The following is a 16,107-nucleotide window of genomic DNA, read 5'->3' as shown; positions in this document are numbered from 1 at the left end:
TAGGTTCTTAATGTTTATTATGAGTTTAAATTTGAAGGTTATATGTCTACATTATGGGTAAGTGCAGGTTTAAAAAACTGCTCTAATAACACACATGAAGAAGTTCGCGGAGCGCTTGAAACTTTGCAATCTAAAACGGTAACAGAGTCAGGTTGTATTCGCTTTGATGTGCTGCAAAATAAAGCTAATCCTCATTTGTTTACCCTATGGGAAGAATGGGTGAATGAAGATGCGCTAACCGCACACTTTAAACACAAGCATACGTTAGATTACCTTGCAATGGAGCTCACAGAAGTGGTGTATATTGAAAAATTAAGTCGCATAAACTTATGAATGCAATGCTGCTTGAACGGACTGTCTTTGCCTTATTTATGTCCTTGTTGTTGTCGTTTTTGATGAGTGGGTGGGTAACCTTTATTAACCTTGGTTTGCGTCCTGAATTTATCACTGCGTGGGGGCAGGCTTTCATGCTAGCTTGGCCCGCTGCGGCAATCATTTCGTTTGGCTTTGGTCCAACAGTGCAAACATTTTCACGATTTTTCGTAAAGAAAATAGAGATGTTTCAATTACAAACGCGGAAAGGTAAATAGAAGGGCGTGTAATGGCAGTAGTTTGTGCTGCCATTACACTACTTTGGGTTATATTAATCTAGCTTTATCGCTAACTTAGAAAAACTGGGTTGGTCTTGTACATCAATTTCAATTTTTAGTTTACGGGAAATATCGTTCACCGAAAATAAGCCTCGTATCAGCTGTTTATCAGAATCCACAACAAGGCAGTGCTGTTGACCTGAGTTTTTCAGCGTATGTATGACTTTCCCAATATTACTTTTTTCTACATCATTAAAATCTAGAACGTTTAACTTTTCTCGTGGCGTCATAAAGTCAGTAATGGAAAGGTCTTTTCTATCAATGCCGATATCGAGTTTTTGAACAATTTTTCGTTCTAGTAAATCGTCTGCGCTCACAATACCAAGTAACTCACCTTTCTCGTCTAAAACTAATTTTAAACGCACGTGAGCCTTTTTCATTAGCCGTTCTGTATCAACGGCAGATATATTTGATTCAATAACCAGAGGGCGAGTGACTGTGAAATCAGTGAAAAATGAAAGAGCAGGGCTCAGTAAAGTAATTTCCTCAGTTTCTGTTGTAGTGGCAAATTTGCGAATATTGCCAATAGAATGAATGTTTAATGGTTTCATAATACGTTTTCCTGCTTTTAGATAGGGGTAACGGAAAGACAAGTAACGCTGTGCTCTTTCCGTCAAAATCAATTGAATAACTAACTAAACAGGGAAACAGGAGGGGCTCTGCTATGAGGTTGTAAAAACTCTTCAGAGGAAACGAAAATAATAAAAGAGAGAGGGGTATACAGGTAGCGTTTAGAAAACCTTGAAGGGAATGCTACTAGCCCAAGGTCGTCGTTGTCGTCCTCGACGTCTAACTCTGTCGCACTCAGGTTATCTAAGTAACAAGTGGCAGTATCATTTAATTCGTCGAGCGCAGCATAAGATTGGGCATTACTTAATCCCAATAATATCGCTAACGAAAATAAAAGTGCTTGTCTCATTACTATTTATTTCTAATGACTTATATATAGTAGGTATAGGCATTCTTTTTAACTGTAAGTTCCCTTATTGTATTAATTTATTGAGGCCACAGCTGAAGTTGTTTACATTTATTGTTCACATACAATGTGAATTGAGGTAGTCACACTGCATTGTGTGGCAATTTGTCTAATGCTTGTTCCAACTTAACATTTAAATTCTTTATTAGGTAAACCCATTTATGACTAGGTTGTTTCGCGACATATTAAAAATATTGTTTATTCACAGCGTGCTATCTGGCCCTTCTTTACTTATTGCTGCAGAGCAACCAACCAATAACCCGCTGTTGTATTCCCTCGCTTGGAAACAAACATCAGCTGAATATGAGGCACTTTACTATCAAGGATTTAATATTGCACAAATGCATGTGGAGCGAGCTTTAGCAAAACGTAAAAAAGGAGATAAGCCATTGGCTATCGTCTCTGATTTTGATGATACGTTAGCGTTGCCCCTTATTTATTGGTCTGCCATAGTAGATAAAAATCTCGATTTCTTTGACGATGACATTTGGGACAAATGGATTCCTAAAAATGAAATGGTTGCTTCACCTGGTGCAAAAGCATTTTTAGATTTCTGTCACAAAAATGGCGTCGAAATATTCTATGTTACCAGCAGAGAGCAGGGCCAAAATACCTTTGAGTATGCTTTGGGTAACATTCGCCATTTAGGGTTTCCATTAAAAGATGAGTCGCACCTTACCGTATTACGAGAGTCATCAAATAAGGAAATACGTCAAAATGAAATTATGGAAGATTACAATCTTGTGGTTTTTCTTGGTGACAATTTAAATGATTTTCGTCGTAAATATTATGTCAAAAATGATGTAGAAGGACGTAAGCAAAAGATGAAAGAAGATCGCGCCTTGTTTGGTAAAACCTATGTGTTGTTTCCAAACCCAACCGATGGACATTGGATGGCGAGTATTTTTGGTGACTCAGAGCCTGAAGCATCTGATGAAAATCGCGCTAAATTGAAAAGCGCAGCTGCAGGTTATCACTAAAAACACCGTTTCATTTTTGCCTCTATTAGCAGCTAACGTTTTTCGTAAATTTTATTATGTCGCTTTAAGAGGCGAAGAAGGGTGAGATAAATTGAAGCATTGCACGCACTTAATGGCCATGGAGTAGAAGACCATGATCATGATTTTTTGGGGAGCTTAAGGTTCATCAACAAATTCTAGGATGTCACCAGGCTGACAGTCTAAGAAATGGCATATGAGCGATAAAGTTTCAAACCTTATGCCCTTTACTTTGCCTTGTTTCAGTAAAGACATATTAGCAGGAGTAATATCCACTTTTTCAGCTAGCTCCTTCGACTTCATTTTTCGTTTAGCTAGCATAACATCAAGATTCACAACAATTTTCATATGAATTCTTTATTCTCATTTTCAATTTTATTTGCGTGTTTCAGTGCATGGACCAATGCGAGTGAAACAAACAAAGTAAATACATAAAGCAAGTCTATAACTATGGGGTATTCATCACCGGTATCAAGTTTACGCATATACAGCGTAAAGCCAATGTTTAACACCACAGTGTACGCGTATAACGCAGCATTAGTGACAACGATCCAAATAAAGCATTGCATACTCTTGGGAGAAAAATAACAAGATTTCTCGTAGAGTTGAAATAGCTTTTGTAGCCAAAAAAACAAAATAACAGCACCAATAACCCTAGGCATTAGCAGTAAATTCACGATATAGGCGCTAGTATTCGGTAATTTTGCATACTCAATTTCAGCCTTTCCTCCCCCTACAATGGGCATTTGTCCATTAACTAAGACAGACCATATAACGTAAAAACATAGTCCTGCAGCTAAACCTAAAATAACCCAGCGGCACAATACAAAGATCATACTAGTCTTCATTATTTTTCTTTCCTACATGTAAAAATTATTGTATAACGATAATTAATGAGTTTATTACAGTAATTTTAACGTTTAAGGATCAACAATGAAAGCAATGTATTTTGTGTTTCTATTAAGTTTCAATTTATCAGCAAATGAATGGATGAATTTTGAATGGGGCCAACAAACCATAGATGGGGTGGAGTTAAAGCGTGCTGCAATGTTAGTTAAACTAAATGATGGCACCAGACTGCAACTGGATACCGGTGCGCCGTCTTCTTATCTGTATGCCCCTGCTTATCAATTTGATGGTAATAAAATCATGACATTTGATACGACCTCAGGGCAATCAATAAATGATACCTTTAAGATTCACGACACAAAAAAATCTGACGAACACGCAGTGGGTACCTTAGGTGCCAGTTTTTTTAAAGACAGCATGTTGATTATCGATTTTCCCCGTAATCGATTCATGAAAGCTAACGCTATTCCAGAGGAGCTTGCAACATCGCAGATTAATTACATTGACGGGCAAGTCACTGATAGTTTGCATATTGTCACATCGGTAAATGTGGGCGATGTAACCTTATCTCCTGTCGTATTTGATACAGGTAGTTCTATATTTAAGTTGGTGTTAAACAAAGAGCAGTGGCTTCAACTTGTGTCTAAAGAACATGCAACTGCACCAGAGCATACAATGGAAGTACCCGCTTGGGATCGCAAAGTTATATTGTATGGCGCTAAATCACGTTCACCCATTTGCCTTGGCACTATTTGTGTAGAAGGTAATGTTTATTACTCAGATGATCCCCAATTAGACTTTGCTAATGCAGGACTTGCGGGTTTAATGGGCAATGCCATATTGGAAGATAAATATATTCTTATACTGGACTATGCCAATAAGCGGATCGGCACTATTGAAGCGCAATAACGAATGGCTATAGTAGTGCACTTAAAAAAGTGCACTTGGTTATTTTCAAACATACCATATCGAGCAATTTCTTTTAGAGTATTAATGAGTCCTACTTTACGTTGCAACTCATCATCGATGACCGATAAAAAATTACGTCTTTTTAAAAAACAACTGCATAATAGTGCTTTAATTAAGTTTTGCTCGTCGTAGTAAATCTGTATAAGGCACAATAATATGGTAAGTATTGGATTAGTTAATCCTAAGTCAGCATCGAATGTTGCATCGATTTTAAGAGCTTGCGGTGGCTTTGGCGCCAGCTCTGTGTTTTATTCGGGAAATCGTTTTGGTTACGCAAAAGACTTTAACGCCGATACACAAAATATGCGGTATAAAATTCCTACTATTGGAGTAGAGGACTTACTTTCTATTAAACCACGAGGTGCCAAAGTAGTGGTGATTGAATTAGTCGAAAATGCAACGCCACTGCCAGAATTTGAACACCCACAAAGTGCATTCTATATATTTGGCCCAGAAGATGGCACAGTCCCCCCAGACCTAATAGAGGCAGCAGATGAAGTGGTTTATATTCCTTGCTCTCATAATTTGAATTTAGGTGGGGCAGCTAACATTGTATTGTACGACAGGCTGTCGAAAGAAAATTACGATAGAAGTAATACGGCAATCAGTGCAGCTAGAGATAACAACAATAACAGCCGTATTGAATAGAGCTTAGTGACCAAACTCTACGCTAAGTAGAGTTACATTGTCATTAAAGGTAAGGGTTTGAATATCGCCTTTGCCTTCTACATTCAGTGTGTTGACTTGGTCGGGCCAAATGTCTCTTAGGCTATCATGACGTACTTTCAGCCCTTTTAATTCAGGGGGCTGAGCTGTTTCTTGATACACCCAAAAGTGTTTACCTTCTACTTCAAAACCTACATCGTTAAGTGCAATAGCACTGTCATCTTGATTCAAAAGTGCAAAACGTTCGTTAACGTAAGCGGCAAATTCAGCTTGCGTAAGAATGTCGTCCAGTATGTCGGAGTTTTTGTTGAAGAGTGCTTTTACAGCGTGTTCTGCGTCGTGCAAATTAAATCGGTGTGATACTTCTATATTTTCTGTTCTAGGGTTGAACAAAACTGTGGTTATCGCAGATTTAATTTGGTGGGCAGAAACAGGTACTGCTAGCGAGGCTAGCAGTACCATTGCCAACACAGATTTAATTATCTGTGTCGTCATTTTCTTCTTTGTCTTCTGTTTTTAGCTCAGTTTTGATGTCTTGCATGATGTCGCGGTTAACATTACCGCTACGAGGTTTTGCTTTGAATGCCTCGATGCGCGAAGGAATAATTCTGCGCGGGTAATGGTTGTTTTCAACATCAACATCAGCTGTTTCCCATCTTGGGTCTACCGTTACACTGACGAGCTCTTTGTCTTTATCCGTTACAATAAGCTTAGATACTGCATTTGGAGTACGACGCCAGATTTCAGCAGGAATACGCATGCTGTCAGTGGTACCGTCAGCAAAGCTCAGTTCCAAGATAATAGGCATTACCAAGCCACCTTTGTTTGAAAAATCTAAAACATAATAGTTTTTGTCTTCATCAATAGCGCGTTCAAAGGCTGTTTTTTCCCAAGGCTTAAGGCCTTTAAGGAATTTGTTGTAGGCATTTCTTTCTTTGTTGGTAACAGTGAAGCGGTCGTTTGCGTCATAAAAATCGTCAAGATCTTCAAAACGGTCAACCCAAAGCTCGATACCTTCTTTTTTGTTGCGCTCATCAGTGAGTGAAAGAGGCTTGTCTAACTCAAATTGACGTTCACGGTCAAAATCGATATCAGGATTTTTGGTATCTAAACGAAGCTTGTAAACACTGTCTAAAGAAATATCAACGTGATCTGTGCTGTAGAACCAACCACGCCAGAACCAGTCTAAATCTACGCCTGATGCTTCTTCCATAGTACGGAAGAAATCTGAAGGAGTAGGGCGTTTAAACATCCAGCGCTGAGCATATTCTTTAAAGGCAAAATCAAACAGTTCACGACCTAAAATGGTTTCGCGTAAGATATTCAATGCCGCTGCTGGTTTGGTGTATGCATTCGGACCTAAACGAAGTACTGAATCAGACTGAGTCATGATGGGTACTTGGGTATTAGACTTCATGTAACCTGTTACATCTCTTGGTTCAACACCCCAAGGAATAGTTGGGTCCCATTCGCGACCAGCAACACCGTCTAAGAAGCTATTTAAACCTTCATCCATCCAAGTCCATTGGCGCTCGTCTGAATTCACAACCATAGGGAAATAAATGTGACCCACTTCGTGAATAACAACACCAATTAGGAAACGTTTTTCAGCCAAAGTGTAGGTTCTACTGCCGTCGTCTTGTAATTCAGTACGAGGACCGTTGAACGTGATCATCGGGTATTCCATACCGCCAACAGGCCCGTTTACAGACTGAGCAACTGGATAAGGGTAATCAAATGAAAATTCGCTGTAGACATCCATAGTGTGAACAATGGCTTCAGTTGAATACTTCTTCCATAAGTCGCCACCTTCTTTTGGATAAAACGACATCGCCATAACTAAAGGTTGAACATCGCCACCTTGTTGATGACCTTTCGCGTCCCACATGAACTTACGTGAAGATGCCCACGCAAAATCTCTTACGTTATCGGCTTTAAAGTTCCATGTTTTGGTTTTGTCAGTGCCTTCTTTTTCATTTTCTAGCGCTTCTTCTTCAGTCACAATAAATACTATGCGATCTGATGTTTCAGCTTCTTTCAGGCGACTTCTTTGCTTACGGGTAAGTACATCTTTTGGATTTTGAAGTGCTCCGGTAGCAGAAACAATGTGATCCGCAGGCACAGTTAACGATACATCGTAGTCACCAAATTCAAGAGTGAATTCGCCGCGACCAATGAACTCCTTGTTCGTCCAAGCTTCATAGTCAGTGTATGCAGCTAAACGCGGGAACCATTGTGCAACCAAGAATATATCGTTGCCGCCTTCACGTTCATCATCAGGAAAATGTTCGTAACCAGAACGTGCTGATACGGCATCTTCTTCAACTATGTTAAAGGCAAAATCGATATCGAAAGTAACGCTTTCCCCTGGTTTTAGAGGCTTAACTAAGTCAACACGCATCAAAGTGCCAACTGTGGTGATTTTTAGTGTCTCGCCTGCTTTATTTTCAACGCGAGAAATCTGATAACCTAATTCAGTGTCTTCGACAAACTGCATACGTCTTAGCGCAGCTAAACTCAATTGAGCGGGTTTACCACCACTTGCCGATTGTGTCGCCGGACCGCGGTTACCAATGCCGCCAAAGGTTGTTGTTAACGCAGATAATGAGTCATCTTTAAATTTATTTTGGTCTAATTGAACCCAAAGGTATTTTAGCGTGTCAGGAGAATTGTTTTTATAAACGATGGTTTCAGTGGCTTCCAGACGACGTTTTTCTTCGTCTAACGTTGCATCTATTTTATAGTCAACTTCTTGTTGCCAATATTGATGCCCTGGCTCACCAGCTGCATTTCGATAAACGTTAGGAGTAGGCAAAACCTCATCCAGTTGCCTAAATTTATCTTCGAAGTTCCCTTTCGTTTGCTGTATAGCCGCATTTGCACACGGCAACGCAACAAGCGATGAAACAATAAGGAGCCGAATCGCTCGGATACCAAAAGCTTGCATGTTGTATTTCCTGTCTATGTTATTTATTAGTTTTGATTATTCTAATAAAACTATAACGCAATGAGGGGGGGGGATACCAGCCTATTGATAGAAGACTGGCGCATAACAGAGGATGTTTATCTTATTATTCGTGTGTATTCACTAAATTGACGCGGCAAGCTCCGCGCCTTGCCGAATTGCAGCTTTGGCATCAAGCTCATTGGCGACAAAAGCGCCTCCTATTTGGTGAATAGGGATATTTAAGGTTTCTAATTCAGATTGAATTTCTCGCAATGGCTCTTGGCCAGCGCAGACAATAATGGTATCGACTTCTAGGCACTGTTTTTGTTCATCAATGGAAATATGAAGGCCTTTGTTGTCGATATATTCATAAGACACACCATTCATCATTGTAACATTGTGATATTTCAGGCTACTGCGGTGTATCCAACCCGTGGTTTTTCCTAAACCTGCGCCCACTTTTGTGGTTTTTCGCTGTAATAAATAAACCTTTCTCTGCGATGGGGTGATACGAGGCTTAGTCAGTGCTCCACCTTGCTGGTAGCTTTTATCGATCCCCCAGTGGGCTAACCACTTATCGGCTTGTGTCGATAAGTTTTTGGATTCCACTAAGTATTCGGCAATATCAAAACCAATACCGCCTGCACCTATGATAGCTACGCGGTTACCTACAGGTTTATGATCCCTTAGGACATCAAGATAACTTAAAACGTTAGGGTTATCTGAGCCTGTTAAATTTAGTTCACGAGGTTTAATTCCCGTTGCCATAACTACATGATCGTAGTTTTGATTTTCCAGTGTTTTTGCTGAAACACGGGTGTTTAAATGTAGGTTTACCCCTGTAGTTTCGATACGTTTAGTGAAATACCGTAAGGTTTCGTAGAATTCTTCTTTGCCCGGTATTTGTTTTGCGTAATTAAATTGACCACCAATTTCACTGGCTTTATCGTACAAATGAACTTGGTGCCCTCGTTCAGCTGCGTATGTGGCGAAAGCTAACCCTGCTGGCCCTGCACCTACCACAGCGATTTTTTTGCTTTGTTTTGCAGCGGGAAAGACCAATTCTGTTTCGTAGCAGGCAACAGGGTTCACTAAACAACTGGCTCTTTGCTGCTTAAAGACATGGTCTAAACAAGCTTGATTACAGGCAATACAGGTATTAATACTGTCGGCACTATCTTCAGAGGCTTTTTTGACAAATTCTGGGTCTGCCAAAAAAGGGCGTGCCATGGAAACCATATCAGCATGGCCGTCTTTGAGTACTTGCTCTGCAACATCGGGTGTATTGATTCGGTTCGTCGTGATGAGGGGGATATTTACCTGGGACTTCATCCGTTGTGTAATCCACGTAAATGCGGCTCTTGGTACCGATGTGGCTATTGTGGGTACACGAGCTTCATGCCAGCCAATACCTGTGTTAATTAGGGTTGCTCCGGCTTTTTCTATAGCTTTTGCTAAGTAAACGACTTCATCCCAAGGTGCACCACCGTCAACTAAATCTAACATTGAAAGGCGATAAATAAGAATGAAGTTGGAACCCACTTTTTGCCGGGTTTGCTTGACAATTTCTACTGCAAAGCGCGCTCGGTTTTCTAAGCTTCCGCCCCATTCATCACTGCGTTTGTTGGTACGCTCACAGAAAAATTGATTAATTAGGTAGCCTTCAGACCCCATTATCTCAACGCCGTCATACCCTGCTTCTTGAGCGAGTTTGGCAGAAGAAACATAATCTTTGATGTTTTTTTTAATACCTCGAACAGAAAGTGCTTTGGGTTTAAAAGGCGTAATCGGAGATTTGATAGCAGATGCGGAAACAGTAAAAGGGTGATAACCATAGCGGCCCGTATGCAATATTTGCATACATATTTTCCCGCCTTCTTTGTGTACGGCATCGGTGATAACTCTGTGCTTTTTTCCATGACGGCGACTGCTCATTCTGCCACCAAATGGCGCAACCCAACCGGAGATATTTGGACTAATGCCTCCGGTTACAATCAGGCCAACGCCGCCTTTGGCTCGTTCAGCGTAAAAGGTTGCTAGTTTCTCGAATCCGTTTTTTTCTTCTTCTAAACCCACGTGCATCGAGCCCATTAAGGTACGATTACGCAAGGTGGTAAAGCCTAAATCTAAAGGCGCAAGCATGTGCGGATAAGAAGAAATCTGGTTCATTGGAAACGTGCGCCTTTAAACTGGTCTGACAACTTGTTTGAGTGTAGCCTGTTTTTATTAAATGCGCAGCATTTACTGGTCAAAAGCGTATTTATTGGAATAAGAAGCCATGAACCGATAAAAAGAAATTGATTCATGGTTTCTTCGTCACTGCGGGGCTATTTTCTTTCGTGCTCATGTGCAGGATAGTATGGAGATAAATCTGCAACGGCTTTACGTAAGGCCTCTGCATGGCTTATATCCGTATTTTGCTTAGCTTTCATGGCTAGCATGATTACTAGGTGATGTTTTTCTAAACGCTCAGAATAATCTTTCTGGCTTGGCTTCACTCGTTGCGTCAAAAAGTAATTACTGATGGTTTCAATAATTTTTTGAGCATGGTTTTCTTTGTTTACAACCCAGCGAACCATCTGGTTTTGTGATTGCGCATCTTTCTTATTTGATAATTCATCAATTTCACTTAGCGCTTTATAAATCGTTGTTACGTCTTCCATCATTAACTCTACGCGAAGATGGTCGTCGTAAATACCACATGGAATTTGGCAATGTGCGTTTGCGGTAGACGAAATTGAAAAATTCAATCCAGTAGCAAAAATAAGCATACCAAGGATAGGTTTAAATTGACGGTTCATTACTAACTCCATTTTATTAAAGGAAGGGCTATTGCTGATACGAGTTGATTCAGCTTTTAGTTCAACTTACAGAATAACTAAGTCTCAGCTAGATACGAAGTTAAATTGTTAACGATAAAGTCACAATTTGTCTATTTTCATTGATAACTAGTACCTAGTACTTAGTACCTAGAACAAAGTATAAGGCTACTATATCTAATAGTAGCCTTAACTTAGGATGATAAATATGTGTATTTTCAACTAGTGGTAGATTCTGTTGAAATTACAAATAAATAAACGATTAACGCCTAAATTGCGTTACCAAAGCTTCTTGGTTTGATAACTTCTCAATGAGCTCAAAAGACAATGAGTTTGCTATTTGGCTGCTATTTTCACATGACACGATAATTTCGTTTATACGCACTACATTGTTGTTAATTTGCTCGGCAGCGGCTGATTGCTCATCTATTGCGGTAACTACTTGTGTTGTTTTATCTGATATTAACGTTACTTCACTGTGAATGTTTTTTAATGCCTCACCCGCTTGGTTAGACAAATCTACACAATTTGTTGATAGTTCATTACCTTTATTCATTGCTTCAACAGCGTTGCCTGAGTCAGCTTGTAATTGTGCTAGCAAGTTTCTAATTTCTTCTGTTGATTGTTGTGTTCTTAAAGCAAGTGCCCTTACTTCTTCAGCAACAACGGCAAAGCCTCTTCCTTGTTCACCAGCTCTTGCCGCTTCAATAGCCGCATTTAACGCTAATAAATTTGTTTGATCAGCGATACCGCTTATTTCTGAAAGTACAGAGCTTATTGTTTTACTACCATTGGATAGTTTGCCTACCATTGAATCAACCTCGGTTAATTGTACCGATAATTCGTTAATCGCCTTGATAGAAGAAATAATGGTTTCTTGGCCAGACTCGGTAATTTGTTGGCCTTGATTAGCCGATTTGGCCGTATCGGAAATAGTAACCGCGAGATCTTGAATTGTGGTCGACATTTGGTTTATTGCAGTTGCAACTTGCTCAGATTCTACTCTTTGGTTACTTAAATCTTGAGATACTTGTTCATTTTGCTTCGATGTATCTATAGCATTTTTATTTACATGAAGTGATACATCACTCACTCTTCCAACAACAGCATTAATTTCTGCTTTTTGCATTGCTAATGCTAGTTGTATGCTTCCTACAGCATCATTGCTTCCCGAATATAAATAACTCATCAAAGGATTGGTAAAAATAGTTTTAGATTCGTCTAATACCTTTTTGTACTTTGAGCGCCATTGTATTGAAACAAGTGAAGATGCAAGGCCAATGATTATAAAAGGCAATGTAATCAATAAACTAACGTCAGAAAAGAAAGTGAGAGCAATACTTGCCAAGGTGAATAAAAACAAGGTTGCTTGTAGCCATAATGTTTGATCAATTTGATACTTAAGCTTTAACGGTATTTGTTCTTTGTTTAATTTATCGTATAAATCGTCCGCTCTTTTTTGTACATTGGCATCTAATTTAGTCCGAACCGATTGAAATTCAACATTGTTGCCTGAAGCGTCTTTAATCGGGGTGACAAATGCATTTACCCAGTAATAGTCTCCATTTTTACATCTGTTTTTTACAGGGCCCATCCAAGATTTTCCTTGCTGAATAAAAGACCATAAGTCTTTAAATGCAGCTTTAGGCATATCTGGATGCCTAACTATATTATGAGGTTGAGTTTTTAGTTCATCATTTGTATATCCAGCGATGTCACAGAATTCAGTGTTTGCATATTTTATTCTGCTATCTAAGTCAGTAATTGAAAGTAAAATTTCTGACTCGTCAAAGAACTGCTCTGTGCCTGATGTGCTTAAACCCATGCGCCTCAACCTTCTGAACTTATATCATGTTAATATTTATAGTTGTTTTCTGAAAAAATAGCAGAGTATTTATGAAACTCAATTTTTCATTTATGCAAGGCGTTTTACTGAATATTTCTTTCTACATACTTGTATCTATCTTGCTGCCAACTTCTGGCCCAAGGACGAATTTTCCGTCAATAAATCCTTTTTCATATTTGTTTCTCAGTTGCCGTTAAAAAATATTATCGACAGCTACAAAAGTATCTTTATATAAAACGGCAATTTTTTCAGTAAGGACCCAGTTAAATTAGTGTATCAAACGGTCCAACAGTAAGGTTCGGCTCAAGTTAGATTATCTTGCTTGGATTTACCTAGAATTCCTTGACTACCTATGGGTAATGAGTAGCAAAGCTATGGGAGATAACAGGTGTTTTAATGAAGTGCTACCCCAAAAAGGGGGATTAAGGGGTTATGATTATTAAGATCGTAAAGTAAGAGGTGGGCAAATTAATAGAGTGTATTTGCCCATGCTTGAATTGGAATAGCGCTTGTTAACGATTCCCAACGTTGATTTTTTCGTTCATTAAAATAGGTTTACCAAAACCTAGTGCCTCTAATCGTTCAAGCTGTGTTTCGGCATCGCCTACAATGACATAAAACATTTTATCTGGATGAATGTATTGCTCAGCCAATGTGCGTATGGCATCCACATCAACCTGTTTAATGTATTCGTTTTCTAGTTGTGCGTAGTTAACGGGGTAATCAAACAGGCTAATATTCTCTAGCATGGTGAGTTTTGCATTGAGTGTTTCAAATGAACGAGCTTTACTTTTTATCATAAAGCCTTGGGTGACATTTAAATCCTGTTGCGAAAATGTCGTCCCGTAGTTACCCATTATATCTTTAACCAAAGAAGCAGCTTCTAAAGTTACATTCGACCTTACTGCACTGGATATCAAAAAATCACCTGTGCGTTTACTGCCATTGAAACGAGAGAAAATACCGTAAGTGTAACCTTTACCTTCTCGTAACTCTTGAGTCAACCGAGACGCAAAACTGCCGCCACCTAAAATGTAATTCATCACAGTAGCAGGGTAGTAATCATTTGATGTGCTTAGTAGCGCGGGATTACCAATTCTAAATATAGATTGTTTTGCACCGGGTACATCATAAAAATACACTGCCGATTGTGTTGGTGTGTTCACATCAATAACAGAAGGAAGTTGAATGTCGTGGGCTTGCCATTTTTTCGCCAAATGACTAAAGCTCTTAACAACATCATTTTTATTTACCGACCCCACTACGTTTAAGGAGGCGATATTAGGAAGTATATTTTTTTGATAAAAACGTTTTAAGTCATCAATAGTGCTTTGTTCAACACCGTTTTTTGTACCAAGTGTTGGGGTGGATAGAATATGATTTTGACCATATTTCACATACCCATAGACGTTATTTGCTATGGCATTGGGATTTGCCTGTTGACCATTGATTTGATTGAGCACATCTGCTTTTATCAGTGCAAATTCAGCTTCATCCCACCTTGGCTCTAACATCATTTCTTCTAGCAATGCTACAGATGCGTCGAAATTTTTAGCTAAAGTGCTGACTTCAATTGTTATACGCTCGTTAGCTGTAATTACCACAATAGTCGTACCCAAAGCTTCTAAGGCTTGCTCAAATTCTACTACTGATTTTGATGCCGTTCCCTTGTTCATTAATCTGGCTAAAAGACTTGCCACACCAGATTTATCTAACGTGTCTAGCAAGTGTCCACCTTCAATGGCAAGTTCAAAGCGAACTAAAGGAAGTTCTTTATCTTCTATCCCCATAACTTTCATGCCATTGGCAAAATCATGACTCCATATTTGTGGAGTAGGAATGACTGGAGATTGCCCGTAAGGAGGCTCAACACTTCTATCAAAGCTTGAGGGCGTAGGGGTGTATGTTGCAATGATGCTGGGGTTAATACTGTCTTCGGCTCCTTGAATGACTTTTTCTTCAACAACATGAGCAAGTTCAGCACCTTTTAGTGCCAGATCGGGGTTTCCTTTCGGAACAAAGCTAGCGATAACATAAGGCTTATCTTTAATATAGGTTTCATATACTCGCTCTACGTCTTCTAAAGTAACGGATTGAATACGTTTTAGGTCAGTATCAATATATGCAGCGTCATTGGCGAAAATGTTGTATTGGGCCAGTTTGAATGCTTTACCGAGTACACTAGTGATCCCATCGTAAAACTCGACTTCTTGCGCTGTTTTAATGCGATCTAATGCTTCTTGGTTAAACCCGTTCAACTCAATTAAGGAAAACCCGTTATCAATAGATTCTTTTACTGCATCTAAATCAGTGCCATTAAAAGCTTGAGTGATAATTGTAAATTCACCGGATAACTCAGAACCAAAATGATAGGTTTGTACAAAAGGCGCAACTTTATCTTGTTGAATTAAGGAAATATCTAACGGCGATTTTTTACCGTTACTCATCAGTTCGGCTAAAATCTTTAATGCATAGCTGTCTTCTGAGTAGAGTGGCGCTGCGGGCCAAGTTATTTGCAGTAAAGGCAAGGTGGCAAAATTGTCTTCGTAGTATAAATTTTTAATACTGCTGAGGGCTGCAGGTTGTTTTTCTAATGGCGTAATAGCCGGGCCTTTAGGTATTTCGTTAAAGTACTTTTCAACCCAGATTTTTGCTTGTTCTGGATTAAAATCACCAGCAATGGTCAAGGTCACATTATTTGGCACATACCACTGATTAAAAAACTCTTTTACGTCAGCAAGTGTTGCGTTTTGTAAGTCTTCTAATGAGCCTATAACTTGCCAGTTATAAGGGTGTTCTTCAGGGTACAGGGCTTTGCCAACAACATAACTAAGGTGCCCGTAGGGTCGGTTGTCGTAGGATTGCCGCTTTTCATTTTTAACTACTTGTTTTTCTTTGGCTAATACTGAGTCGGTAACGGTGTTGATGAAATAGCCAAGTTTATCAGCTTCTGCCCAAATCATTTTTTCTAAGGCGTCGTTTGGCACTGTTTGAAAATAGTTAGTGCGGTCGCGGTTAGTTGAGCCGTTTGCCCCAGAACCACCAATTTTGGCACTGAGTTTATCTAACCCGCCTTTGCCCAAGTTTTCAGATTCCAAAAATAGAAGATGCTCAAACAAGTGGGCAAACCCTGTGCGACCCACTTTTTCCCTAGCACTGCCTACGTGGCTTGTTAATGCAACGGCAACCACAGGGTCGGAATGGTCAATATGAAACAATACATTAAGGCCATTTTCAAGTTGGAATTCTTGATAGGGGACCAGTTCACTGTTTTTCAGGTTTGAATTGGATGTACCCGATGAATCAACAGATTCTGGAGAACTGCACGCCGCAAAAATGCCAATACACAGTAAAGAAATAAGATATTTGTTAATTGTCATCGCAAGT

At 39.4% G+C, this 16,107-nt stretch carries 15 protein-coding genes; 5 read left to right on the top strand and 10 right to left on the bottom strand.

What is annotated here, in order from left to right:
• The first annotated feature begins 42 nt into the window (after window positions 1-42).
• Both J3L16_RS11640 and J3L16_RS11635 read left to right on the top strand, forming a co-directional pair.
• Window positions 43-333, top strand: a complete 291-nt coding sequence (locus J3L16_RS11640) for a putative quinol monooxygenase (RefSeq protein WP_207613152.1) — start codon at window positions 43-45, stop codon at window positions 331-333.
• Window positions 330-590, top strand: a complete 261-nt coding sequence (locus tag J3L16_RS11635) for a DUF2798 domain-containing protein (protein ID WP_242698801.1) — start codon at window positions 330-332, stop codon at window positions 588-590. Before J3L16_RS11640 ends, J3L16_RS11635 begins: the two co-directional genes overlap by 4 nt.
• 53 nt (window positions 591-643) lie before the next feature.
• Here the strand turns inward: J3L16_RS11635 and J3L16_RS11630 are convergent, their stop codons facing one another.
• Complete coding sequence (locus J3L16_RS11630) at window positions 644-1,201, bottom strand: CBS domain-containing protein (protein WP_207613151.1); 558 nt, start codon at window positions 1,199-1,201, stop codon at window positions 644-646.
• Window positions 1,202-1,281: 80 nt separating this feature from the next.
• Window positions 1,282-1,569: a hypothetical protein gene (locus J3L16_RS11625; protein ID WP_207613150.1), complete on the bottom strand. Its 288-nt coding sequence runs from the start codon at window positions 1,567-1,569 to the stop codon at window positions 1,282-1,284.
• Between the two features lie 218 nt (window positions 1,570-1,787).
• Here J3L16_RS11625 and J3L16_RS11620 point away from each other — a divergent pair, with 218 nt between their 5' ends.
• Window positions 1,788-2,606, top strand: a complete 819-nt coding sequence (locus J3L16_RS11620) for an HAD family acid phosphatase (RefSeq protein ID WP_207613149.1) — start codon at window positions 1,788-1,790, stop codon at window positions 2,604-2,606.
• A 156-nt stretch (window positions 2,607-2,762) separates the two neighbouring features.
• Here the strand turns inward: J3L16_RS11620 and J3L16_RS11615 are convergent, their stop codons facing one another.
• Complete coding sequence (locus J3L16_RS11615) at window positions 2,763-2,972, bottom strand: helix-turn-helix transcriptional regulator (protein WP_207613148.1); 210 nt, start codon at window positions 2,970-2,972, stop codon at window positions 2,763-2,765.
• Window positions 2,969-3,472 carry a hypothetical protein gene (locus J3L16_RS11610; protein WP_207613147.1) on the bottom strand — a complete coding sequence of 168 codons (504 nt, stop codon included), beginning with the start codon at window positions 3,470-3,472 and terminating at the stop codon, window positions 2,969-2,971. Before J3L16_RS11610 ends, J3L16_RS11615 begins: the two co-directional genes overlap by 4 nt.
• 85 nt (window positions 3,473-3,557) lie before the next feature.
• On the opposite strand from J3L16_RS11610, the gene J3L16_RS11605 reads away from it, so the two are divergent.
• Together J3L16_RS11605 and J3L16_RS11600 are read left to right on the top strand one after the other, a co-directional pair.
• A complete protein-coding gene (locus J3L16_RS11605; protein WP_207613146.1) occupies window positions 3,558-4,382 on the top strand; it encodes a hypothetical protein in 825 nt (274 codons plus the stop codon).
• Window positions 4,383-4,598: 216 nt separating this feature from the next.
• Window positions 4,599-5,090 (top strand): TrmH family RNA methyltransferase, encoded by a 492-nt coding sequence (locus J3L16_RS11600; RefSeq protein WP_207613145.1) that lies wholly within the window; start codon window positions 4,599-4,601, stop codon window positions 5,088-5,090.
• A gap of 3 nt (window positions 5,091-5,093) precedes the next feature.
• On the opposite strand, the gene J3L16_RS11595 is transcribed toward J3L16_RS11600, so the two are convergent.
• The 6 genes from J3L16_RS11595 to J3L16_RS11570 all read right to left on the bottom strand — a co-directional run bounded on the left by J3L16_RS11595 (window position 5,094) and on the right by J3L16_RS11570 (window position 16,100).
• Window positions 5,094-5,603: a DUF6702 family protein gene (locus tag J3L16_RS11595; protein ID WP_207613144.1), complete on the bottom strand. Its 510-nt coding sequence runs from the start codon at window positions 5,601-5,603 to the stop codon at window positions 5,094-5,096.
• A complete protein-coding gene (locus tag J3L16_RS11590; protein WP_207613143.1) occupies window positions 5,584-8,055 on the bottom strand; it encodes a M1 family aminopeptidase in 2,472 nt (823 codons plus the stop codon). The genes J3L16_RS11595 and J3L16_RS11590 overlap by 20 nt, the downstream gene beginning before the upstream one ends.
• A gap of 141 nt (window positions 8,056-8,196) precedes the next feature.
• A complete protein-coding gene (locus J3L16_RS11585) occupies window positions 8,197-10,224 on the bottom strand; it encodes an NADPH-dependent 2,4-dienoyl-CoA reductase (protein WP_207613142.1) in 2,028 nt (675 codons plus the stop codon).
• Between the two features lie 158 nt (window positions 10,225-10,382).
• The gene (locus J3L16_RS11580) at window positions 10,383-10,856 is read right to left on the bottom strand and encodes a superoxide dismutase [Ni] (RefSeq protein WP_207613141.1); all 474 of its coding nucleotides are present in this window, start codon (window positions 10,854-10,856) and stop codon (window positions 10,383-10,385) included.
• Window positions 10,857-11,136: 280 nt separating this feature from the next.
• Window positions 11,137-12,699 (bottom strand): PAS domain-containing methyl-accepting chemotaxis protein, encoded by a 1,563-nt coding sequence (locus J3L16_RS11575; protein ID WP_207613140.1) that lies wholly within the window; start codon window positions 12,697-12,699, stop codon window positions 11,137-11,139.
• A 533-nt stretch (window positions 12,700-13,232) separates the two neighbouring features.
• Window positions 13,233-16,100, bottom strand: a complete 2,868-nt coding sequence (locus J3L16_RS11570) for a pitrilysin family protein (RefSeq protein WP_207613139.1) — start codon at window positions 16,098-16,100, stop codon at window positions 13,233-13,235.
• Window positions 16,101-16,107 lie beyond the last annotated feature (7 nt).

Source organism: Alteromonas sp. 5E99-2 (assembly GCF_017368475.1).
Taxonomy (GTDB): domain Bacteria; phylum Pseudomonadota; class Gammaproteobacteria; order Enterobacterales; family Alteromonadaceae; genus Alteromonas_F.
This window is presented reverse-complemented; position numbering and strand designations above follow the sequence as displayed.